The organism is Pedobacter sp. PACM 27299 (assembly GCF_001412655.1).
Classification (GTDB): domain Bacteria; phylum Bacteroidota; class Bacteroidia; order Sphingobacteriales; family Sphingobacteriaceae; genus Pedobacter.
The window spans coordinates 2600751-2623292 of the sequence record NZ_CP012996.1; the positions used below are offsets into that span (position 1 = coordinate 2600751).

21 protein-coding genes and 1 tRNA gene are annotated in these 22542 nt (G+C 40.7%); 11 read left to right on the forward strand and 11 right to left on the reverse strand.

Annotated features, from left to right (window positions below):
- Positions 1-64: 64 nt before the first annotated feature.
- A complete protein-coding gene (locus AQ505_RS10960; RefSeq protein WP_062548220.1) occupies positions 65-343 on the reverse strand; it encodes a hypothetical protein in 279 nt (92 codons plus the stop codon).
- Positions 344-363: 20 nt separating this feature from the next.
- Positions 364-1677: a hypothetical protein gene (locus tag AQ505_RS10965; protein ID WP_062548221.1), complete on the reverse strand. Its 1314-nt coding sequence runs from the start codon at positions 1675-1677 to the stop codon at positions 364-366.
- 436 nt (positions 1678-2113) lie between these two features.
- Between AQ505_RS10965 and AQ505_RS10970 the strand changes: the two genes are divergently transcribed.
- Both AQ505_RS10970 and AQ505_RS10980 read left to right on the forward strand, forming a co-directional pair.
- Complete coding sequence (locus AQ505_RS10970; protein ID WP_062548222.1) at positions 2114-2326, forward strand: helix-turn-helix transcriptional regulator; 213 nt, start codon at positions 2114-2116, stop codon at positions 2324-2326.
- A 292-nt stretch (positions 2327-2618) separates the two neighbouring features.
- Positions 2619-3026 (forward strand): hypothetical protein, encoded by a 408-nt coding sequence (locus AQ505_RS10980; protein ID WP_157262307.1) that lies wholly within the window; start codon positions 2619-2621, stop codon positions 3024-3026.
- A 101-nt stretch (positions 3027-3127) separates the two neighbouring features.
- Here the strand turns inward: AQ505_RS10980 and AQ505_RS10985 are convergent, their stop codons facing one another.
- The 5 genes from AQ505_RS10985 to AQ505_RS11005 all read right to left on the reverse strand — a co-directional run bounded on the left by AQ505_RS10985 (position 3128) and on the right by AQ505_RS11005 (position 7166).
- Positions 3128-4339 (reverse strand): site-specific integrase, encoded by a 1212-nt coding sequence (locus AQ505_RS10985; RefSeq protein ID WP_062548225.1) that lies wholly within the window; start codon positions 4337-4339, stop codon positions 3128-3130.
- 248 nt (positions 4340-4587) lie between these two features.
- Positions 4588-4660: transfer RNA gene (locus AQ505_RS10990), tRNA-Lys, on the reverse strand.
- Positions 4661-5124: 464 nt separating this feature from the next.
- Positions 5125-5475, reverse strand: a complete 351-nt coding sequence (locus AQ505_RS10995; RefSeq protein ID WP_062548226.1) for a hypothetical protein — start codon at positions 5473-5475, stop codon at positions 5125-5127.
- Between the two features lie 79 nt (positions 5476-5554).
- The gene (gene bioB / locus AQ505_RS11000; protein ID WP_062548227.1) at positions 5555-6550 is read right to left on the reverse strand and encodes a biotin synthase BioB; all 996 of its coding nucleotides are present in this window, start codon (positions 6548-6550) and stop codon (positions 5555-5557) included.
- Positions 6543-7166, reverse strand: a complete 624-nt coding sequence (locus tag AQ505_RS11005) for a hypothetical protein (RefSeq protein ID WP_062548228.1) — start codon at positions 7164-7166, stop codon at positions 6543-6545. The genes bioB and AQ505_RS11005 overlap by 8 nt, the downstream gene beginning before the upstream one ends.
- 67 nt (positions 7167-7233) lie before the next feature.
- Here AQ505_RS11005 and AQ505_RS11010 point away from each other — a divergent pair, with 67 nt between their 5' ends.
- The gene (locus tag AQ505_RS11010) at positions 7234-8718 is read left to right on the forward strand and encodes an aminotransferase-like domain-containing protein (RefSeq protein ID WP_062548229.1); all 1485 of its coding nucleotides are present in this window, start codon (positions 7234-7236) and stop codon (positions 8716-8718) included.
- A gap of 35 nt (positions 8719-8753) precedes the next feature.
- On the opposite strand, the gene AQ505_RS11015 is transcribed toward AQ505_RS11010, so the two are convergent.
- Complete coding sequence (locus tag AQ505_RS11015; protein WP_062550972.1) at positions 8754-9464, reverse strand: hypothetical protein; 711 nt, start codon at positions 9462-9464, stop codon at positions 8754-8756.
- 168 nt (positions 9465-9632) lie between these two features.
- On the opposite strand from AQ505_RS11015, the gene AQ505_RS11020 reads away from it, so the two are divergent.
- Positions 9633-10340, forward strand: a complete 708-nt coding sequence (locus AQ505_RS11020) for a DNA alkylation repair protein (RefSeq protein ID WP_062548230.1) — start codon at positions 9633-9635, stop codon at positions 10338-10340.
- Between the two features lie 20 nt (positions 10341-10360).
- On the opposite strand, the gene AQ505_RS11025 is transcribed toward AQ505_RS11020, so the two are convergent.
- On the reverse strand, positions 10361-12502 hold the full coding sequence (locus AQ505_RS11025; protein ID WP_062548231.1) for an outer membrane beta-barrel family protein: 2142 nt from the start codon (positions 12500-12502) through the stop codon (positions 10361-10363).
- A 126-nt stretch (positions 12503-12628) separates the two neighbouring features.
- On the opposite strand from AQ505_RS11025, the gene AQ505_RS11030 reads away from it, so the two are divergent.
- A complete protein-coding gene (locus AQ505_RS11030; RefSeq protein WP_062548232.1) occupies positions 12629-14299 on the forward strand; it encodes a histidine kinase in 1671 nt (556 codons plus the stop codon).
- Positions 14300-14316: 17 nt separating this feature from the next.
- On the forward strand, positions 14317-15018 hold the full coding sequence (locus AQ505_RS11035) for a LytR/AlgR family response regulator transcription factor (RefSeq protein WP_062548233.1): 702 nt from the start codon (positions 14317-14319) through the stop codon (positions 15016-15018).
- 73 nt (positions 15019-15091) lie between these two features.
- Here the strand turns inward: AQ505_RS11035 and AQ505_RS11040 are convergent, their stop codons facing one another.
- Both AQ505_RS11040 and AQ505_RS11045 read right to left on the reverse strand, forming a co-directional pair.
- The gene (locus AQ505_RS11040; protein ID WP_062548234.1) at positions 15092-16483 is read right to left on the reverse strand and encodes a DUF3943 domain-containing protein; all 1392 of its coding nucleotides are present in this window, start codon (positions 16481-16483) and stop codon (positions 15092-15094) included.
- 111 nt (positions 16484-16594) lie between these two features.
- Complete coding sequence (locus tag AQ505_RS11045) at positions 16595-17347, reverse strand: thioredoxin domain-containing protein (RefSeq protein ID WP_062548235.1); 753 nt, start codon at positions 17345-17347, stop codon at positions 16595-16597.
- A 104-nt stretch (positions 17348-17451) separates the two neighbouring features.
- On the opposite strand from AQ505_RS11045, the gene AQ505_RS11050 reads away from it, so the two are divergent.
- From AQ505_RS11050 to AQ505_RS11070, 5 genes are all read left to right on the forward strand, one after another.
- Positions 17452-17958, forward strand: a complete 507-nt coding sequence (locus AQ505_RS11050) for a GNAT family N-acetyltransferase (protein WP_062548236.1) — start codon at positions 17452-17454, stop codon at positions 17956-17958.
- Positions 17959-18234: 276 nt separating this feature from the next.
- Entirely contained in the window at positions 18235-18474 is a 240-nt protein-coding gene (locus tag AQ505_RS11055; protein WP_062548237.1) for a hypothetical protein, read from the forward strand.
- A 282-nt stretch (positions 18475-18756) separates the two neighbouring features.
- Positions 18757-20097: an NADP-specific glutamate dehydrogenase gene (gene gdhA, locus AQ505_RS11060; RefSeq protein ID WP_062548238.1), complete on the forward strand. Its 1341-nt coding sequence runs from the start codon at positions 18757-18759 to the stop codon at positions 20095-20097.
- A 203-nt stretch (positions 20098-20300) separates the two neighbouring features.
- The gene (locus AQ505_RS11065) at positions 20301-21791 is read left to right on the forward strand and encodes a sensor histidine kinase (protein ID WP_062548239.1); all 1491 of its coding nucleotides are present in this window, start codon (positions 20301-20303) and stop codon (positions 21789-21791) included.
- Complete coding sequence (locus tag AQ505_RS11070) at positions 21788-22537, forward strand: LytR/AlgR family response regulator transcription factor (RefSeq protein ID WP_231635073.1); 750 nt, start codon at positions 21788-21790, stop codon at positions 22535-22537. Before AQ505_RS11065 ends, AQ505_RS11070 begins: the two co-directional genes overlap by 4 nt.
- Positions 22538-22542 lie beyond the last annotated feature (5 nt).

Genomic DNA, 22542 nt, shown 5'->3' on the forward strand with positions numbered 1-22542 from the left:
TATGTAGTTAACTGAAAAGATCATTTTTAACAGGTCAGATGCTAAAAATGATCTACCCTTCGGTTTAATTGGTACTTTCAAGACGTTCTTTTTCTATATGTACAAAAGAGGCATTTAAGAAACCAATCAGTTGGGTGTAAAACAATAGCATATTGGTCGTCTGATTGCTGTCGTATTCTGCGGTATGGTAAGTCCATCCTTTGAATAGTTCCCAGACCAGATCCCTGCATTCGTGAATAGGGGTATTGTCAAAGAACTCGGTGATTAAGTTTTCAGGATTTTGCAGTTCATCATCGGACAAACGTGCAGGCTGGTAATCCAGCTGTTTTAGGATTTTTTGCATGGTGATTGTTTTTATGGGTTTTAATTGGACAGTTCTTTGGTAGTCACTTTTTTAAATTCATACAAACTTTCCAGCTGGTTGATGAAATCCTGAAACTGCTGGTTGTAATGTGTTTTAAGTACGCAAATGCTGAAATGACGCGTCTCAAAAAATGCACTGAGCTGGTAATCTGCCAGAGTACCCAACAGGTAAAATTTCATTGGCTCTTTAGCGCTATGTAGGAAAAAGACAGGGTTTTCTGCCTCCGGTACTAAAGTGGCATTCCCAATGCGGAAACACATTTTTAATTCATAATAATCGCCTTTATCCAGCCATTTAAAGTAAATTTCAGGGATTTCTCTGGCAAACACGCAGGGGATTAAGTACTTCTTAAATGGTTTTGGCGCCAGATTTTTCATGCCATAGGTCATGAAATAATGGGTGTAGGATTGTGATTCCAGCATAGGGTATGCCTCTTGCCACAAATAGAACAGCTGATCTCTTCTCTCCATATTGTGATTACGGATTTCCTGCTTTTCTGCCTTACTATGGCTGAATTGCGTGTTTTGTATCTCAGCAAGCATTTTCATCTTTACCAGTAGTGGATGGAGCTGGGTTTGCACAGGGCTGTAATGTGGTTCTGCCGAAGCTTTGGTATCGGTAATGAAATAAGTATAGCTTTTTATGGCCTCTTTATTCCTGCCAAGTTTTCCAAGGTAAGGAATCGAAAATGGGTAGTGGTTAGGGCGGTAGGGAGCAAAAGTGGTATGAGCGAAGCAATACCCGATGATGCCATTGCTGGCAGAAATGTTGCTTCGAGTATTGGGGAATCGCTTTAAGCGGTCGGGGCATACAGCTTCTTTAAACGGATAGTAAAGTATGGACTCCGGTTTATAGAAATAAGAATATTGCTCTTTTAAACTAACGTTCATTCCCCATCTGTCGTTGATGATGTTAAGGTATTTGCTTTTACCAGTTCGGGGATGAAAGAAATCCGGCCAGTAAAATTCCTTAAAATCACATTCACCACTATGGTTCATTAAATCCTGTAAGACATAATAAGCATAACGACTGAGGTAGTTTTCGCTAGTGTCCACACTGCAACTAACCAGTAGTTCAGTCGATTTAACCTGCAAATAAACCATTTCTTCCTTTTCCTCACCAAGGGTAATCCCAATGGTGAGGATTTCCTGATGAAAGGAGATTTTCCTTTGTTTGATGTTTAGGAATGGCCTTTTGGTTCTCCTGATTGCAGAATGCTTGTCTAAAGTTTCCTGACTGAGTATTACAGTCCCTTTTTCCAGTGGAAGGTGGAAAAAGTCGATGCCCCGAGGCGATAATTGTTGCATTTCCATATATGATCTTATTTAATTTCTCATTAAATAAGCCTCAGATAAGTGGGATGCCGGAAAACAAAACAGGGCTGGTAACTCACTTACTCTATTGCAGCTAGGTTCTGGTAAACCCCCAAACCTTTCGGGATGGATCTCAGCAATATACATAAGCGAGCACCAGCCCTATTTATATATAGGGTGGTGGATGCTACACTTACGCTCGCTGAGATTAAATTTACCAGATTTAGCTGCGAGGCTCGTATGCAATCCTAATTGTTCATGACTAGAATTACAAAAGTATAATATTTAATTTATAACAACTTTTCTATAATGTCAGAAATAATAATGTAAAACACAAATAAAATAATAAATAACATTAATGTATTGACGAAATACATTACTATAATGATAAATATGATTAATTTCTGAATATTATATTTGTTTTACATCACATGATATGAGTAAAATAACTTATAACCGCATTAAGGCTGTACTAGCAGAAAAACAAAAGACAAATAAAGATTTGGCTGATGCTTTGAAAATTGCCCCTGAAACTGTTTCGAGCTGGTGTACAAACTCCGCACAGCCTTCGATTAAAAAATTGTTTGACATTGCTGTTTTTTTAGGGGTAGAGCCAGGTGATTTATTATCGTCGGTTAAAAATTTATAGATAATTCTAATTGTCAATAGTAAGTTGATATGGATCTAAAACTGTTTTTTATAGGTGTTGGCTTTTTAATGGTTGGATACTTAATGTACCGAAGTATTAAAAATGAAAGACCTAGTTCAGAAGAGAATAATTGGAATGGGCTTACACTTTCAAATTATATTGGATATTGGGGTAGTTTAGTGATGCTTATAATAGTTGGAATAGCGTTTGTCCTTAAGTCACTTCCAGCTAAGGTTTAGAAAAGAGCCTAGCCGAACTTGATTAAGTTGAACCAAAAAAATACACTACATAAATGTCTTTCCGTTATATATTTACATTTTTTATATTCTCTCTTATTTGTTCAGTTTGTTCTGGACAAATAACCATCAAGGGAAGGGTGTTAGATTCGGAACTTAAGCCGATAGTAGCAGCCCGTGTTGAAAATAAATTAAAGAATTTAAGATTCTATACCGACATAAATGGTGATTATAATATTGAAACAAGTATTGGTGATACACTTAAATTTTTAAGTATTGGACTTAGCCCAGAAAGTAGAGTCATAATGGATTTAAGTAGAGATTGCAATATAATCCTCATTGACAAGGAGGTGAATTGTCTTGGTGCTATTTGGGATGAACGAGATTACAAGAAAGCTTATCGTCAAGTGAATAGAAAATATAACCGTCTTAACATCGAAGCAAATAAGAAGAAGCTTTGGTAGAATCTGCAATTCGGGTGAAAATTAACCGACATTCATTTAGATTTATAGAAGAGCCAAAAACACACCGTGCTTTTGGCTTCAATTGTTGTCCTTTATACCTGTTACTGGTATTTATCCCTCAATAATGCCATATCTGCACCAACTTTAATGTCCAGCACTTTTGCGTAAATCTGGGTTGTTCTGATATTGGTATGTCCCAACATTTTTGATACGCTTTCAATGGGAACACCATTTAAGAGTGTGACCGTAGTGGCAAAGGTGTGACGGGCAATATGTGAGCTAAGTGGTTTATCAATTTCACATAGTGTAGCAATCTCTTTTAAATACTCGTTTAATTTTTGGTTGCTGGCCACGGGCATTGCTCTGTCTTTAATAACACAATATTCATTCTTACTGTATCTGTCTAAAATTGTCATCGCAGTAGGTAGCAGAGGGATAGCGGAACGGATATTGGTTTTCTTTCTGTTGGTGAAGATCCAGTGGTTTCCGTCAACTCCCTTGGTGATGTTGGATAGCTTTAGTTTTTGAACGTCAGCGTAAGCAAGTCCGGTATAACAGCAAAATAGAAATACGTCTTTAACTTGTGAAAGCCTTGCTGTACTAAATTGTTTCATGGCAATGCGTTGTAATTCTTCCTCCGACAGAAATGGGCGCTCTACAGGCTTAGATTTAAGTTTATAACCAAACATCGGGTCGTTGTCGATCCATTTCAGGTTTAAACAAATGCGGATAATCTTGCCGAAGTTTTTAAGGTATCGTATAGCGGTATTGTTCGCGCAGCTGTTTTCTGTTCTCAGGTAAAATTCAAAATCGCTGATAAAAGCATGGTTTATTTCTTTGACCTCTATATCAGTGACCTTGTATTTTTCGAGCATAAAGGCTTGAAGGTGGCGTTCCAGTATCTCAAATCTTTTTAAAGTTCCAATCGCATATTGTTTACCTACCAAAGCTTTCATTTTTTTGTTGTGATTCTTCACAGCCTCTAAAAGGGTATGTGTTGCGGTGTCTTTGCCCTGAAATTTGTTTCTGATACTTTCTGCTGTAATAGGTAAGTCAGCTTGAGCCAGATCTTTGTGTGCCCGATAAACCATTGCCTGTAAGTTGTCCAGATAGGCATTGGACCTTTTTACATCTTCTTTAGTTCCGGTTAATCGTCCGGTTTTGGGATTCCAGCGTTCCGGTTTGCATTCTTGTCCTGTAGTGATTTCCACACGATTTCCATTTACGGTAATCCTTAAATAGATAGGGGAATCACCGGAAGCATAGTTTTTTTGCTTTTTCATGTAGAAGAGCATACTGAAATTCGTTTTCATAATCAACTGATTTAAGGTTAAACAAATGTAGCCTTGCAGTTAATGGACGTCAAGTCGTTTAATGAATGAACTTTATGTGTGTCAGAAAGTTACGCGTTTATTCGGTGAGTCGGGGGAACTTCAATTTACTCACCGAATCACTCACTTTTTATATGTGATTTATTGAATAAACTGTAGTTTTTGGTAAAAACAAAAAGCCTGCAATCAATTGATTTGCAGGCTTTTAAACGTTTTGTTACTATTTCTTGTGATCCCGCTGGGATTCGAACCCAGGACCACTACATTAAAAGTGTAATGCTCTACCAGCTGAGCTACGGAATCATTTATGTTCCCTTGTTTCGGGAGTGCAAATATAGAAATATTTATTTAAAAACAATTATCTAAATGCAAAATCATCTAAAAAAAACACCCTTATTAGCTCTTTAACGTTGTTTGTGTGTATTATCTAATTGATCATCAACTGTTTGGATCCTTTGAAAAAATCAAACAATTTATTCTAATTCACAAATGAAAGACGTACTTTTAACCATCACCGGATAAAATTTCCTGAATTTTAAGAATTTTAGCACTGATATAGGCTGTATACGCTAGTCATGAAGAGATCGGCTCTTATTAGGGGGTAGCAGGGCTCTATTAGGGTGCTGGTAGGGCCTTGGTATACTGAGCAGCCGTATCAGCCCTTTATGAAAACTTAAGTGATGCAGGAGTAACCCAGAACTTAATCAGGTGACATTATTACTATATCTTTAGCATAAATTATGGTGTGGCTGATTTAACAAAGAGATTTATGGTTTTTTTTCTAAAACCAGAACAGTCAGGTAAGTCATGAGGAGAAGTAGGGATAAAATTCCCGGGTATTTAAAATAGCTGGTTTTAAGAAACAGATCAACTACGCCAACGAATAGCGTAAGCCCGATCAAAAATAAGATAATCCAGGTACCAAAGAGTATAAATTCAGCAGATTGATTGGCATTTACTGCACCAAAAACGACCGCCAAAACTGCTGCGATGCCGAGAATTAACCAAGTTAATCCCGGAGATTGTTTTGCCTTTTCTTTTACTTTATTATCGATTTTCTTACCAAAGACAATTAGTAACACAATAATTATCAGCAGAATTAGGGGTAAAATTTCCATACTCTAAGATATAAATAAAGGAGAGAAGGACAAGCCCATCTCTCCTTTATGTCAGCAACTGACATTCCCCCTCAAAGGATTAGATATTCACCGTTGAAGCGGAATTTCTATCTTTTTGCATCGGTTTCAATCCTAATAATTCAAACATCCGACGGTCATCATCTAATTTTGGATTTGGCGTCACCAGCATTTCCTCACTCTCACTTGTGAAAATGGAATTGGCACCTGCCATGAAACACCAGCTTTGTTCTTCTGTAGTCATTTCAGCCCTTCCCGCGCTCAGTCTAACCATCGCTTTTGGCATCAGAATTCTTGCGGTGGCAATCATCCTGACCATTTCCCAGGTATCTACTTTTGGCAAGTCAGCAAGAGGTGTTCCTTTCACTCTGGCCAAGGCATTTACTGGTACTGATTCAGGATGCTGTTCTAAATTTGATAAGGTATGGAGCATACGGATTCTGTCCTCATGCGTTTCTCCAAGTCCGATAATACCACCTGAACATACTGAAATACCTGCTTTTCGAACATTGTTCAAAGTCGTTAGGCGATCGTCATAAGTTCTCGTACTGATAATTTCCTGATAATATTCTTTAGACGAATCAAGATTATGGTTGTAGGCGTACAATCCGGCTTCCTGTAATCTTTCCGCTTGTGCCTCATTGATCATTCCTAAAGTACAGCAAACCTCCAGGCCGATTTCATTGACCCCTTTTACCATCTCAATAATCTTATCGAAATCCCTGTTGTCACGTACTTCCCGCCATGCTGCAGCCATGCAGAAACGAGAAGAACCTGCATCTTTAGCCCTTTGAGCAATGGCAACAACATCATCCTTGTCCATCAATGCTTTCACGGTGATACCAGTATGGTATCTTGCCGCCTGACCGCAATAAGAACAATCTTCCGGACATCCTCCCGTTTTCACAGAAAGCAGTGTGCATACCTGAACCTCACTGGCTTTGTGCCATACCCGGTGTACCGTTGCAGCCTGGTAAACAAGTTCCAATAAAGGCTGATGGTAAATGTTTTCTATTTCCTGGATAGACCAGTCATTACGTAGGGTAGTATTAGTCATTTGATATTATGTTTATGGTTTTTGATAAGTCACTGATCCAGTTGTGGTACAATTGACTCTCTATTTTAAGAATATGTTCCGCATGGAATTCCCAATCCGCGGAAAAGCTTTTCAATTGAACAATCATTTCTTCCAAATGACCCTGTTCTTCTAAAATGATGGATCGCACACTTACTTTACTATTGTTTTTACTCAAAACATCCTGATAAATTGGATAAATCAGGTCCGCACGTACTTCAATGGCATAGGTAACCAATAGATAAGCGGCAAATTTCAGCGGTGTTCCCTGCAGATCCAGTGTGTTTTTCAAATAGCGGCTGGTCATCAGATCCAATTTGTTCAGGTAGTATTTACTACTATAAGGTGCCAATAGGTAGTCCGGTTCATAGGTAGGACAGGCTGCTGCATTTAACCGGGTAATTTGTTTTTTCAGATAGAAGGCATGACGGTGTTCTTCGGCCGCATGTTTTAAGACCATATAGGTCGATGTTTCAGGCTGTTCATTCGCAGAGATCTTTCTGGCCCCGATATTCTCTTGTAAAGAGAGGGTGTTGAGAAAACGCGCATGTACTTCATCATGGTTTACTATATGCTGTAACAGTTCTTCTAATTCCATTGATTTCATTTGTTTGTGCCAAAAGTATTACCTTGCCGGATAGTTAACAGGTACCAGTTTTAAGTTTATGAGTAGTCCGGTTCAAATTCCTTTTCAAAGCGTGATCCGTATCGACCGGTCTTTAGACCGTCCGGTATATCTTCAGATCGCCCATCAAATGATCAATGCCATCCAGCGGGGAGTGCTTTTGGCAGGGATCCAGCTTCCGGGGACCAGAAGTCTGGCCATAGATCTGGAAGTACACAGAAAGACCATTATTGCGGCTTATGATGAGCTGGATGCCCAGGGATGGACGGAAATCAGGCCAAATAAGGGGACCTTTGTAAGAAATAAAGGTCCCCAGGAAAACATCGCCCTGCAATCTTATGATGAAAAGATTCTGACCAGCTATCCGGCTGAAACCGGTTACCGCTTTAAACAAAGTATCCTATTGGATGTGCTCAGCGTAACCACATCCAGTAAACTGGAATTCAATGATGGCTTGCCTGATATCAGACTGCTGCCCTTAGAACGATTGTCGAAAGTTTACGGTGGAATTCTGAAAAGTAAAACCAATTACAAACACTTCGGTTATTCTCATGTAGAAGGAAATGAATATTTCAGAAAAACGCTCGCGCAATACCTGAATAACACCAGAGGCTTACATATCAATAAAAATAATATCCTGACTACCAGAGGGATTCACATGAGTATTTACATGGCTTCCAGTATGTTAATTGAGCCTGGCGACCTGGTAATTGTTGGAGACCTGAGTTATTATCTCGCCAATATGTGTTTTCAGCAATGTGGAGGCAAGATTATTTCCGTGCCCGTAGATGCAGATGGGATTTCCGTGGAGGCCATAAAAGAACTTTGCAAGACGAAAAAAATCAGAATGTTGTACCTGACGCCCCACCACCATTACCCCACTACCGTTACACTAAGTGCCGAAAGAAGGGTGGAGCTGCTGCAATTGGCACAAACACATGGTTTTATCATCCTTGAAGATGATTACGACTACGATTTTCACTACAATGGGAATTCAGTACTGCCGCTTGCAAGCGCCGATACCAATGGTATGGTAGTTTATATTGGCTCTTTTTGCAAATCACTGGCACCAGGTTTCAGATCTGGTTACTTAATTGCTCCGGAGAACCTGATCCAGGAAATGGCGAAATTCCGCAGATTGGTAGATCGGCAGGGCGATATGCTCATGGAGCAAGCACTAGCAGAACTGCTGGACGAAAAAGAAATTCAGCGACACCTTAAAAAAGCAGTGAAAATTTATCAGGAAAGGAGGGATGTATTTACGGAACTCCTACAAAATGAGCTTGGAGAAGACCTGAGTTTTGCTTCGCCGCCCGGCGGATTATCTGTATGGACAAAATGGAATCCACAGCTCAACCTGATGCGTATCAGTAAAAATTGCCTGAAAAGAAACCTGCACCTCCCTCAGGAATTATTGTATCAAACGGATAATTTCACCGCAATGCGCCTGGGATTTGGAAATTTGAGTACCCCTGAACTCGAAGAAGCAGTTCATATTTTATCTCTTGCCGTCAAAGAATCCTAAGTATTCGTAAACATCTATAGAGAAGATTGATGCTGCTAAATTTTACGCAGCAATTGACGTATGGAAACCAGGTGGCCAAAAAATACAATGGGTACAATCAGCGTAGGCAGCCATACAAAAGGGAAATTAGGTAAGGCGATATTGGGTTGGTCAAATGCGAATTTTTGAAGTGGCGATGGGGCAGATAAAAGTGCGGTAAACACAATATTAATCAATAACGCCAGACAAATGACATTCCATAACAAGATCAGCTTCGGACTTAATTTTCCCCTTCTGATGCCATACCAGGCTATAAATGGTGCAGTAATCCCCGCTAGAATGTCAAAATTTCTACCCTCAAAAGTCATGATTTCAGGAACAACTTTGTTTAAGTACAGCAGATAAAGTCCGATTTCAACAGGAATTCTGATCAGATTTAAATAAGTCAGCCTTTCTAAAGGCAGACTATCAATGAATGTTCTACCCTTGACACTCACAAATAACGACACAATGGCGATAACCATAGGTAAAATGCCAAATAGAATGATTTTCGGCGGCAGTGCATCGGTATCTGTATTGTAAGTGTTTTTCAAGGCTAAAATAGCCTGTATGATCAGCCATGCGCTCAAGACAATAGCCGTAATGCCCGCTTTCTTTTTGGTGAAACGGGAGTCAGAGCCCAGAATGGTCCATTGCAGCAGGATTAATGCAGCAATAGCAATCAGACAAAACAATACGGAAAGGTAGACTGGTAAATGTTCAAGCATGGTCAGCATTTTTATCGGGATACTAATATACTGAATTTTGATATAGTTGTGTGACCGCTTTTTCCTCGAAAACCAGTCGGTTTTGATGAGGAATTAACTTAAATTCGTCTTAGATAGTTCCAGTCTATTGGAATATCAGGACATGAAAGACCTCCAATCAAAACAAATATGACTGTAAAAGAAATTATGGATGAGCTGCAGGCCAAAGGTAGCGAGCAAATCAAGAATATTCTATTGAAACATGGGGTCAAAGAGCCATTCTTTGGCGTAAAAGTAGGGGATATGAAGCCCATTCAGAAAAAGATAAAAATGGACTATCAGCTGGCAAAAGACCTGTATGCTACTGGCAACGTCGATGCGATGTACCTTGCGGGACTAATTGCCGACGATAAAAGGATGACCAAAGCTGATCTGCAGAATTGGGTGGAACAGGCCCTGTCTAACAATATTTCGGAATGGACGGTTCCCTGGGTCGCTGCTGGCAGCAATTTTGGCTGGGAATTGGCACTGCAATGGATAGATCATCAGGAAGAACACATTGCCGCCGCAGGCTGGGCGACACTCAGTAATCTAGTGGCACTGAAAACAGATGAAGAATTAGACCTTCCTGCGCTCAAAGGATTATTAGAAAGAGTACAGCGGGAGGTTTCCAATTCGGATAATCGGGTTCGATATCAAATGAATAATTTTATCATAGCAGTAGGAGCACATGTAGCCGCTTTAACTGCTGCTGCAATTGAAGCGGCTAAAAAAATAGGTGTCATTACTATAGATAAGAATGGTACTGCCTGCAAAGTCCCAGCTGCGCTTGATTATATTTTGAAGATAAAAGATAAAGGCGCGATTGGGAAAAAGAAGAAAACAGTAAAGTGTTAGATATTCACAGCTATTAAGCTTTAATTCCTGTTTCCAGACTTTGCCTGGCGTACTGTTTGGCCCTCCTTATTGTTAAACTTATACACGAAACTAAGGCGATAGCGCTCGGCATTTGGGCTGTTTGTCTGGTTGAGCACATAGTTACGGCCAATCGTCCTGGTCTTGAAATTGCGGGAATTTAAAATATTAGTACCATCCAGAACCAGGCTCGCCTTGTCTTTCCACAGATTTTTACTGATCCCCAGGTCTAAAGAATGGACTGCCACTGTTCTGCTTTGTGCATTTCTTTCTGCGCTGCTATAATTATAGCGTCCCTGGAAACTGACCCGCAGCGGTAATTTCAGCTGTGCAGAAAAACGAGCGGTCAGCGTTTCGCCAGAAAAATTGAAGTCTTGATCCTGATAAAATCCCCGCTGTTTGAAAGCATAATAGTTAAACTCTGCATTGACCTGCAATAGTTTTACAGGCTGATAAAGGATGGAAAGTTCCATTCCCCGACGCTGTTCCTGATCGATGTTAATGGGGCTGCTCAGGAAAATATTTCCTTGCTGTACATAGGTATAGTCCTGTATTGGATGCAGAAGATATTGATAGTACAGCGAGGGGTTCAACGTGACTTTCCCCCAGTTCTGTAAAAATCCCAATTCAAAAACGTCCGCATAGGAAGGATTTAATGCAGGATTTCCCCGGTATTGTGCATTAAAATCAGTGATTTCATTAAATGGATATAAAAGGTATAAAGATGGTCGGTTGATGCGTTTGCTGTAACTCAATTGCAAACTTGTGCTTTCTTTCAGCTGATAGCCCAAATGGACCGTTGGAAACAATCGCGTGTAATCTTTCCGACGATCGTAACCGCGCTCTGCATCCGATATGCGAACCTTGGTCAACTCCGTACGTAAACCCAATAAGTAAGAAAACTGCTTCCATTTACTGCTGAATTGTACATATCCACTGCCAATCAATTCTTTGTAATCTAGCTTGTTGTCGATCTGGTCAAGGATTTCCCAATCATTTCCTGTTTGCTGCTCCGCTTTATAATCACTGCTGACCTCCCTGTTTTCTAATTTTAATCCGAATTCAAAAGTCGCATTCAGATCAACAGGCTGCACAAAATCCGTCTGTAAAAGGAAATCTTTGCTGGCACCTGCCGAAGATGTTCTGATGCCAGGCAATAAAGCAGCTGTTGGCGCAGTCCTGCTGGTATTCAGGTTCCAATCCTTCTCACTGTTCCAGAAATCATACTGCAAATCTACACTGAACTTTTTCTTTGGCGCTTTGAAAGTTCTTGTGTAATTGAATTCCAATTGGTTATACGCTCTTTTCTCCCAGGATTCTCCCTGCCGGATTAAAGTGCTGTCTAAGGAATAATTATAGTTTAAAGCGGTCTTGTCATGGTCCTTAGTGGCATTTTTGAAGAAAGCAGCCGTGATGGTGTTTTGATCACTGATCAAATAATCAGCACCTAGGTAGAGGAGTTTCCCATCATCGTGCCGGTTTTCCTTTTTAAATTGCCGGTAGCTTGCCGGACTCGTTCCCTCGCGGTCAAGCAATTGCTCGGACTGGTATTTGCCAACATAATCGGTACTGCGGATGCCAAAAGTCGAAAATAAGTTGATTTTATCAGATTTGTAGTTCAGACTTGGGTTTAGCCTGGTGTCATTAGGAAGGCCGCCAACCAATTTCAGCTGGCCTGTAAATCCCGCTTTATTGTTTTTCTTAAGGATGATGTTGATGATACCAGCCGCACCAGCCGCATCGTAACGGGCAGAAGGATTACTGATGACTTCTACCCGTTCAATATGCCCGGCAGGAATCTGGTCCAATGCATTGCTTTGAGTTAATCCTGTTTTACGGCCATTTAAAAGAATGAGTACATTACTGTTCCCCCTTAAACTAACCGAGCCTGTAGGGCTAACGGCAACGGAAGGAAGGTTGTTGAGCAGGTCGTTGGCAGAACCATTTTGTGATAAAATGTCTCTTCCAACCACAAATATCTTTTTGTCCAACTTCAAGCTCAGGCCTGGTTTATCGGCCGTAATAGCCACTTCATTCAGGATTTTAGCGGTACTGTCTGTTCGCTGTTTTTCAGTGCTGCGCTCCTGTGCGCCTGCACTTAAGCAACAGCTCAGGGATAAAAGGAGAAATATCAGTAGTTTCATGTTCGGTTTATTTATTGACCACAAGATTAGGGAGCCGGATAATTTATTTCCCGGTAAAACGTGTCAACTGCTCTATATCCTTTTGAATGACATTTTTCTCCCTTATATTCCACCTAACTTTACCTTATGAACCGGCTCGTATTATTAACACTTCTGTTACTCTCTTTTTCTTCCTGTAAAACAGCAGAGGAAGCAGGCATTACCGATCCGGTTTATCAGGTAGGTGACGACCAGGAATGGGCTTTTCCAACTCATGACGACCACAAATGGTCAAAAAACAGAACCGCTGTCCAGGATCGTATTTATTGGGTGCGTGCCCATGTCGAATTGCTTAAAGGCTTAGGGACCGATGGACATCTGGGTTTGAAAGTCAATGCTTTTGGCGCGTTTGAAGTGTATTGGGATGGACAGCGGATCGGTCAAAATGGAATATTGCAGCAATTGGGGCAAAAAGAAGTCCCTGGGACAGAGACTAGCTGTTTCATGATCCCCGATGCGCTCGCAGGAAAGGGGAAGCATTTGCTGGCCATCAGGGCCTCACAAGCTTATTTAAGCGACGACTTGCGGGATGTCATTCTCTCGGTAGGGAACTACGATCAGCTTATTAAAAGACCAATCATCATCGCCTCGTTTATGAATATCACTGCTGGTGTATTTCTGATCGCTGCGGTATATTACTTCTTTATCTTCATCAACAGCAGAAAAAAAGACAAGGCAGTACTTATATTTTGTATCACTTGTTTCATTTTCTTTATCCTCCAGGTTACGGAATACATAAAAGTTTACATCACCATTCCTTACGACCATTTTTACCTGCGGCTTAAGATGATTGGCTTCCTTACTTTCGTGATCGCCTTACTGATTCCACTATACTTTAGCATTCAGTTTCAGTTCAAAAGAAAAGGTTTAGTTCTTGGAATATTAGGCCTTTCGCTGCTGCTGATCTTTAACCATAATTATGGCCATTACGATCTGACATCATGGTATTTTGGTTGTGCAATGTGGTTTGCAGCCCTGCTTATTGTTGGAAATGCGATGCTGCAAAAAGAAAAAGGAGCTGGTATTGTGATGACCGGACTGTTGGCCTCGGCCTTGATAGATTATTTCCTGTATTATGATTTTAGTTTATATATCAGCTTCAATATTATCATTTTGTGTATGTTATACCTGCATACCATTAGATCCAGGGATGCAGAACTAGAATATCAATCTGCTTTATTACTTTCCGCCAGACTGCAGACCGAGTTACTCAAGAAGAACATCCAGCCACATTTTATTAAAAACACGCTGACCTCCCTGATCGATTGGATAGAGGAATCGCCAAAACAAGGGGTAGTCTTTATTCAGGCCCTTTCAGCCGAATTTGACCTGCTGAATGAAATGGCTGAAGAGACTTTAATCCCTATTCAAAAAGAAATAGAACTCTGTAAAGTCCACTTGAAAGTGATGCAATTTAGAAAAGAATTGAAGTACTACTGGAGTGACTCAGGTGTGGAGGCCTCAGAGCTGATTCCGCCAGCCATCTTACATACCCTATTGGAGAATGGGATCACACACAGCAAACCTTTAGCCGATGGAAGTATCCGTTTTCATTTGAGCTTTATCAGGTATCCCGAATTTAAACAATACACCCTGTTGACAATGGCCGAAAATCGGGAAATGAAATATGGTAAGGAGAGGGGGACTGGTTTTAAATATATTAAAGCAAGGCTGAGGGAGAGTTACGGAGCGCATTGGACTTTTACTTCTGAGGCCAGTCCGGAAGGTTGGATGACCACCATTAAAATTAATAAATGAAGATCCTAAGCTAAATAATGAGAATACTAATTATAGAAGATGAAAACAGAATCGCCGGTAGAATTGAACGGATGACCCGCAGTTTCTTTGCGCAAAAACTGACGCGCCTCGATCGTTTTGAATCTGTCGCTGAAGGCTTGGCTTTTTTAGCGGATCATGAGATTGATGTTTTACTGCTAGACCTTAATTTAAACGGAGAAGATGGTTTTTTAATCCTGCAATCACTGCTGTCGAGGTCTTTTCACACGATTGTGGTTTCTGCCCATACCGAAAAAGCGATTACTGCATTTGAATATGGTGTGCTTGATTTTGTAGCTAAACCATTTGATGAAAGTAGGTTAATCCAGGCTTTTTTACGGATTTCGAGCCCTGAGCATCAGACAGGAAAGGGGCTAAGGTTTCTGGCGGTAAAAAAAGGAGGGCTGATCTCTATGGTGGAAGTTCAGGACCTGATTTATATCAAAGGCGCTGGGATTTATGCTGAACTTCATTTGAGAAATGGTAAGCTGGAACTTCATGATAAGTCCTTAGAAAAGTTAGAACAGCTGCTTCCAGAGACATTCGAACGGGTGCACAAATCATATATCGTAGCGATCGACCAATGTGAAAAGATCAGGGTCAATTCAGGAAGTAAATATGAACTGCTGCTGAAAAACGGAGAACTGATCCCTATCGGTAGAACCCGCTATGCGCAATTGAAAGGAAAACTGTTTGTGTAAAATCCTTCATCTTTAGGTCAAATTAAGGGTTTTATACAAACAGTTTTAAGCAGTAATGGCTACTGATGATCGTTTAGTCGTAAGCCAGCCTATATTTAAAGCCAATCTTTAAACCGGGAATCGTCTTGTGCACATCTTCGGAATTCTTATAGTTTTCCTGTACAAGAAACAAGCTTGGCGCGGTAGAAAAAGAGATTTCTTTACTCAGCGTATACTCCACTTCAGTGGAAATCGCCTGTGAAAAATAACTGGAAGTATTGCCGTTCAGCGTACCTAACCATCGGCCATTGTAATGGGCTTCAAACCTGAATTTATCTGACACATTGATTTCCGCATTCGCGTTATAGCCGCCGCCAGCCCCGTAATCGTAAAACCTATTGTTGTAAATTCCCTTCTCTCCAAAAGCGCCAACCAATATCGGGCCCATACCAATTGATGTCTTTACTTTAGTGCTGCTGCTGAGCCCAAACTCTGAAAACAGGTTCAGGTTGATGCTTTGTCCACCAAATAAAAAGCTTTGGTTGTTGATATAGTCATAATTGGAAGTGATAGACATCAGGTGTCTGTTCCGACTATTTGTACTTAAAAGCCAGCCATTCACTGCACCTACAATATTTACAGAATTTACAAAAGAACTGTCGTCCTGCCCAACTTCTGCATTGAAAGTGAAACTCCCAAATGGAGTTTTATAGTTTTCAAAAGGATTTCCATAGATCAGTTTTAAACGTCCATATACGCCAAAATTGGCCTGATCATCTCTCATATTCATCTTTCTGATCCCGCTTTCTGCCTCCAGCAGCAGTACCGTGGAGTCTAATTTCTCCGATAGTCCGGGAACTTTTCCCCATTCTCCATCTGCAATTCTCCTGAACCCATTGGTCGGATTGATCACCAGACTGATAGTTTCATTAATATATCTTCTGAAACCTCTCCTTCGGGTCTGCAGTATTTTTTTCGTCAATCGATGAACAGATTCACCAATGGTAATCCCGCCGAAAGTAGTATTGATGATGTCATTCTTTGAAGGGGCCTGGTTTTCACCGGCAGTTTCCCAAATGTAACTGCCCACTAATGCCGCAGGGGCGGATTGCCAGAAAGTAAAGCCATTGGTACGGAAAGAGTTAAAGAACACACTTCCATGGTAGGGGTGGTCGATCTGATTGGTAGGAAAAGCATCGTCATCCCAAGCCCAGCTGGATAGCTTTAAATTGTGTCCAATAGTTTTCAAACTAATGTTCGAAAACTCGGCATGAGTAATAAATTTACTATAAGACCAGGGCACCAGTTCTGCTAATACCAGTGATGTTGCGGCTCTTGCAAAGCGTTTCTTTACAGGGATTTCGACGATTGGACTGGCGAGACTATCCGCTTCAATTGACTGAGACGGACTTTGCGCATAAACTGGAATTGTAATACTTAGAAAAAGGAGGGGCAGCGTCGTTCTGAAGCCGGAAATTATGCTCATATATTTTATTACCTTCAAGTAAAAACACCTTTATCTACTCCTGATGTTAGATAAAGATGTCTTAAATTGGTAACACCGAAACTTCCGTAATGTTTCTCAGATGAAAAAAAATTATTTAAACTGCTGTAGTAGATTTAGTAAATCCTGCTCCGATTGAAATCCTGTAACTCGTTTGATTTCGATACCGTCGCGATAAAGAGCCACTACCGGAAGTCCCAGGATCTTGATGGACTTCGTTAAAGATTTCGCTTCATCAACATTTATTCTTTCTATGGCTATTTTGCCTTTGAATTGATTTTTTAACTTAGCCAGGCTAGGCTCCATTTCTTTACAAGGGATACACCATTCTGCATAAAAGTCGACCAATACATTTTTATTTGCTTTCAGCATTTTATCAAAATCATTGCTGGTAAACAGGTCTATTTTTGGCTTTTCTGCATCTTGCAATGGTAATCCACCTTGTTCCCATGCCATTATTCCACCTTTTAGCTCATAAACCGTGTTAAAGCCAAGTTCTTGCATCTTTTTAACCGCATTTGCACTTCTTCCGCCACCCTTACAGTAAACATATACCGGTTGTTTCTTGTCCATTTTGGAAATTTGATCCTGGAAAGATGGATCATAAATGTCCAGATTCTTGGCCTGGTTTAAGTGGCCGGATTTAAATTCTTCCGGAGTTCTTACATCAAGGATCACCGCTTTAGGGCTTGTTTTCAATTGATTTTGAAATTCTACCGCCGTGATGGTCTTGCTCAGCGTTTGTGCAGCTGCTGACAAACTGGAGCTGAAAAGGAAAAAGCTGATCATCATGACCAGGATATATAAATAGGAATTGCTGCTGTATGGATGCTGATAAACTTTCATGTGCCGTTTTAAAATGATGATATTCAAAATTAGGAAATACTATTGGATCTTTAAGTCCCGATTGTCATGGGCAAATAAGGTTTTTTAGTAATTTTACGGGTAATATGGTGATTAGACAAGCAACTTTAAACGACATCTCCCCAATAATGGAATTGGTGAAGGCAGTGGTGCCACTGATGAATGCCGCTGGAAACTGGCAATGGGATGATACCTATCCGAATCCTGCAGTTTTCGAAAAGGACATCAGCCTCCATCAGCTGTGGCTGGCAGATATTGAAGGTGCCATTGTTGGAATTGCCGCTATCACTACAGATCAGGACGCAGAATATGCACAGGTAGGTTGGGATCTCCATGAAACCGCTATTGTAACGCACCGTTTGGCCGTAACTCCGGATCATCAGGGAAAAGGAATTGCCGTAGCACTCATGGAGCAAGCAGAGAAAGAAGCGGTAAATCGCCATATCTCGGTGTTGCGGGTGGATACCAACTCCAGGAATGTAGCAACTCAAAAGCTGTTTCCTAAGTTGGGCTATCTCTATGCTGGGGAGATTGATTTGGCTTTCAGGCCCGGTTTGAGGTTTTATTGTTATGAAAAGCGCCTGTTTGTTTAAAATATAGCTAGTTTTCAGGACGATTTACCTGTTGTATGCAACGATATTTATCCTCTTTATTTATTCTTGCCCTGCTTTTTTCTAATTGTAAAAAGTCGGATGTGCCAGTGGTTTCTGAAAAACCAATATAAAAGATCATTTTAAATCAAAATGAAATAACACTACCAAAAGATCTGATAGGTGTATATGTACAGCTCATTGTGACAGTGAATAACCTATTGGTTGCTGCGTTCTAAACAATTGTATAAATAAACAGGAGGTTTTTAAAACTACAAAATGGAACAATCGAAGGACTTGCATGAACTTTGGGATGACCAGCAGCCAGCTTACCATTACGCAGCTCATGAGGACGTGGCGGAAGGAATTATTGACTTCGCCAACAAGCAAGCGGCCCAATTGGTGGTTACGATACTAAGAGTATATGGTTTCCTGGAAGGATTTTTTCATCAGCGCCTCAGTAATCGCCTGGCCAATCTTCTTCATCTTCCATTGATGCTGTTTCGGGTTGAATTATAGGACTTAAAATAAATTTATTTGCTGTTTTTCAAAAAGGACTGTCGTTTATTTCCAGGCTTGCGTTTAATATGCTTTGTATTAATTTGATTATTTAGTTTTTTTTGTAAAAAATTAGGTTATTTTTGTTTTCGGAGCCAAATGAAGCAATTACTTGTATTTCATATCCTGAAAATTCAAATACTAACTCTTTTCCTGAGAAAAACTGATTAACTCCAAGAATAAGGCCTGCATAGGATTGCTATGCCCTTTTTTTTTGCCAATTTTATAACCTAATACACACAAATGAACCAAACGATCAATGAATTTATGAGTAAAGTAGCATCTCGCAATACTCATGAACCAGAATTTTTACAAGCAGTCTATGAAGTAGCAGAATCTATTATCCCTTTTACAGAAGAAAACCTGAAATATAAGGTAAATAAGGTTTTAGAACGTATTGTTGAACCTGAACGTGTGATCATTTTTAGAGTACCCTGGTTAAATGACAAAGGAGAAGTAGAAGTAAACCGTGGTTTTAGAGTGCAGATGAACAGCGCAATTGGCCCATATAAAGGCGGTTTGCGTTTCCATCCTTCAGTGACACTGAGCGTGCTAAAATTCCTTGCTTTTGAGCAGGTGTTTAAAAATAGCTTAACCGGCCTGCCAATGGGTGGTGGAAAAGGTGGCGCAGATTTCGACCCTAAAGGGAAATCTGATGCGGAAGTCATGAAATTCTGCCAGAGCTTCATGACGGAATTGTACCGCCATGTGGGTGCTGATATTGATGTGCCAGCCGGCGATATTGGCGTAGGTGCCAGAGAAATCGGTTACTTGTTTGGTCAATATAAACGTATAAAAGGAGAGTTTACAGGTGTGCTAACCGGTAAAGGCTTTGAATGGGGTGGCAGTTTGATCCGTCAGGAAGCCACCGGTTACGGCGTGGTTTATTTCGTAGAAGAAATGCTGAATGTCAAAAATGATTCCTTAAAAGGGAAAAATGTAGTGATTTCAGGTTCTGGAAATGTAGCCCAGTTTACCGTAGAAAAATGTATTCAGGTAGGGGCAAAGGTATTGACTATGTCTGATTCAGAAGGTTTTGTTTATGATCCACAGGGGATTGATACAGAAAAGCTAAAGTTCATCATGGAACTTAAAAATGTACGTAGAGGTAGAATTAAGGAGTATGCAGATCAATATAACTGTCAGTATTTTCCAAATGAAAAACCTTGGCGCATTAAATGTGACATTGCTTTCCCGAACGCAACACAGAATGAACTGGACGAAAGTGATGCAGAATTGTTAGTGAACAATGGCTGTATCTGTGTGGCAGAAGGCGCTAATATGCCAACCACACCTAAAGCTATCCATGTTTTTGAACGTGCGAAAATCTTATATGCGCCAGGTAAAGCGGCCAATGCAGGTGGAGTAGCCGTTTCCGGCCTGGAAATGTCTCAAAACTCTCAGCGTTACTCTTGGGATAGAGAAGAAATTGATGGTAAATTGAAAGTGATCATCTCACAGATCCATAAAACCTGTATGAAATACGGTCAGGAAGCTGATGGCTATATCAATTATGGTAAAGGCGCAAACATCGCAGGATTTGTAAAAGTGGCGGATGCCATGATTGCACAAGGAATCGTTTAAATCACTAAAATATAGCCATAATAAGGCTAAAAGGCTGAGCACTGATCTGTTAAAAGGGAGGTGCTCAGCCTTTTTTTGTTGATTTTTAAATCATATTTTAGCTTTTCGTACCAGATTTAGGGTGTCGATCCCATATTTTGTAAGCAATTACCGCCTTTTGTATTCTTGTATCAGATTATAAACTGATAATTGATGCTGAACCTATGAAAAATAAACTGCTTACCCACGAAATTCTTATCGTTGTATTGTTTTCCACAATACTGGTCATTAAAGCGATTTTTCCAGATGGATTTTTGAATGGCTTCTCTGAGCTCCCTGTTTTACTACCGCGTATTGGCGTGATCCTGCTCTTTTTAGCGGTGTATTTATGGATCAATCTGTTCAGTATCCCGTCTTTCTTAAAGTGGAAAAACAACCATTTTTTCGCCTGGATCTTGCTGCTGGTTCAATTGCTGGGTTTGAGTTTTTTACTTGGGCTGGGAGTGAATGCAGCCAGCTACTATGCAAATCCAGCCCAGTCTAATTATGGAGGTTACGCGCTTTTTGCCTGGCTGGGCTATAATGATGCGCCTTTAAAATCCATTTCGGCAGGCTGGGATAGGGCTTTCATCATCCTTGCTGTATATGGTATTTACGCTGCTTTCAGGACTTATGTCATCTGTAAAATTGAAAACTCAGGCCCAAAAAGACGTTATTATACTTTGATCGTAAATCAGGTTTCCGGCTTTTTAGTGTTCTATTTGCTCTGTCCTGCATTTCTTTTTAATTTCAATCTGATCAGCAATGATGGCTTTTACACCGCCTATTTTATTGTGGTTACATCTATGGTGTTGGTTTATGTAACTAATACTTGCTGGTTGTTTCCCAGGTATTTAAAAGTGGGTAAGATTACTGTTGGTTTTCTGCTGAGGCTGCTCTGCTCTACCTGCTTATACTCTTTTCCATTGTTCTCATTTTTTAGTCATTGGGGAGCACTTCCCCTTTTGTGGATGGAGAACTGGGCTGTTCAATTGTTATTTACGGTGCCTTTCAGCTGGTGGATCTACCGCCAGGGAAATCAACAGGTATTGGAGTTAAGAAATGCCGTGATGGAATTGACACGTTCAAAGGCAGACCTGCAGTTTTTACGGAGTCAGATTAATCCTCACTTCCTGTTTAATGCACTGAACACCTTGTATGGAACAGCCTTGATCGATGGCTCAAAAAGAACGGCCAATGGGATCCAGATGCTAGGGGATATGATGCGCTTTATGTTAGAGGACAACCATCAGGACTTTATCCCGATGCAGGATGAGGTCGCTTACCTGGAAAACTATATCGCCCTGCAGAAACTACGCACCCTGCCTTCAGATCAAATCAAAGTAGAAGCTGATCTGGAGCTTTCACAATGCCAGCATTTAATTGCACCAATGCTGCTGATCCCTTTCGTAGAAAATGCATTTAAGCATGGGATAGATCCAGATGAAAAGTCCTGGGTGTGTATGGAATTGTCATGTACAGCAGATGGTATTCGTTTTAAGGTGCGAAATAGCCTTCCTAAGGTCTTGTATACTGATCCGGAAAGAAAGTCGCCAGGAGTAGGTTTGAATAATGTCAGAGAAAGGCTATTGCTGTTTTATAAAGGAAGGTATCAATTGAAATACGGCCCTGTTGAAAATGAATTTATCGCTGAATTAACCCTTAAAATCTCATGATCAGCACCGAAAACCCATCCGCTTTGAGCGCAATAGCGATCGATGATGAACCCATCGCGCTGGAAGTGATTAAAAATCTTTCTTCGGAAGTGGCATGTATCCAGCTTGTTGCCTGTTTTACCAGGACTAAAGATGCCTTGGCTTACCTTCAGCAGGAGGGAGCAGACCTGATTTTCCTGGACATTAAAATGCCCGGACTTTCCGGAATCGACTTTCTGAAGTCGCTTTCTAAACCCCCAATGGTGATTTTTACTACTGCTTACTCGGAACATGCGGTCCAGAGTTTTGAATTGGATGCGATAGACTATCTTTTGAAACCATTCTCATTTCCGCGATTTCTGAAAGCATGTAATAAGGCTTTTGAACATGATCAGCTCCGCCAGCAGCAGCAGGCTGTACCGCAGCATCCATCAGCTGTCATTTTTATTAAAAGTGGATATGAGCTGATCAAGGTGGTGCTGGAAGATTTGCTGTATGCCGAAAGTGTAGGCAATTATGTGCAGTTCGTTTCAACAGCCGGAATGGTACGATCCCGCTTAACGATGGTAGAAGCAGAGGCTTTGTTATCCGCTCCGGCATTCGTTCGGGCGCACCGTTCTTTCCTCGTTTCCAGTGCAAGAATTAGTAAGCTTGATAAGCGAAATGTATGGCTCGGAGACAAGCCCATTCCTGTCGGATCGATGTACCGATCCATGCTGGAACAGTCGGTTTTAACGAACCCAATCACCCCTCATCTCCTTAAATAAATAGC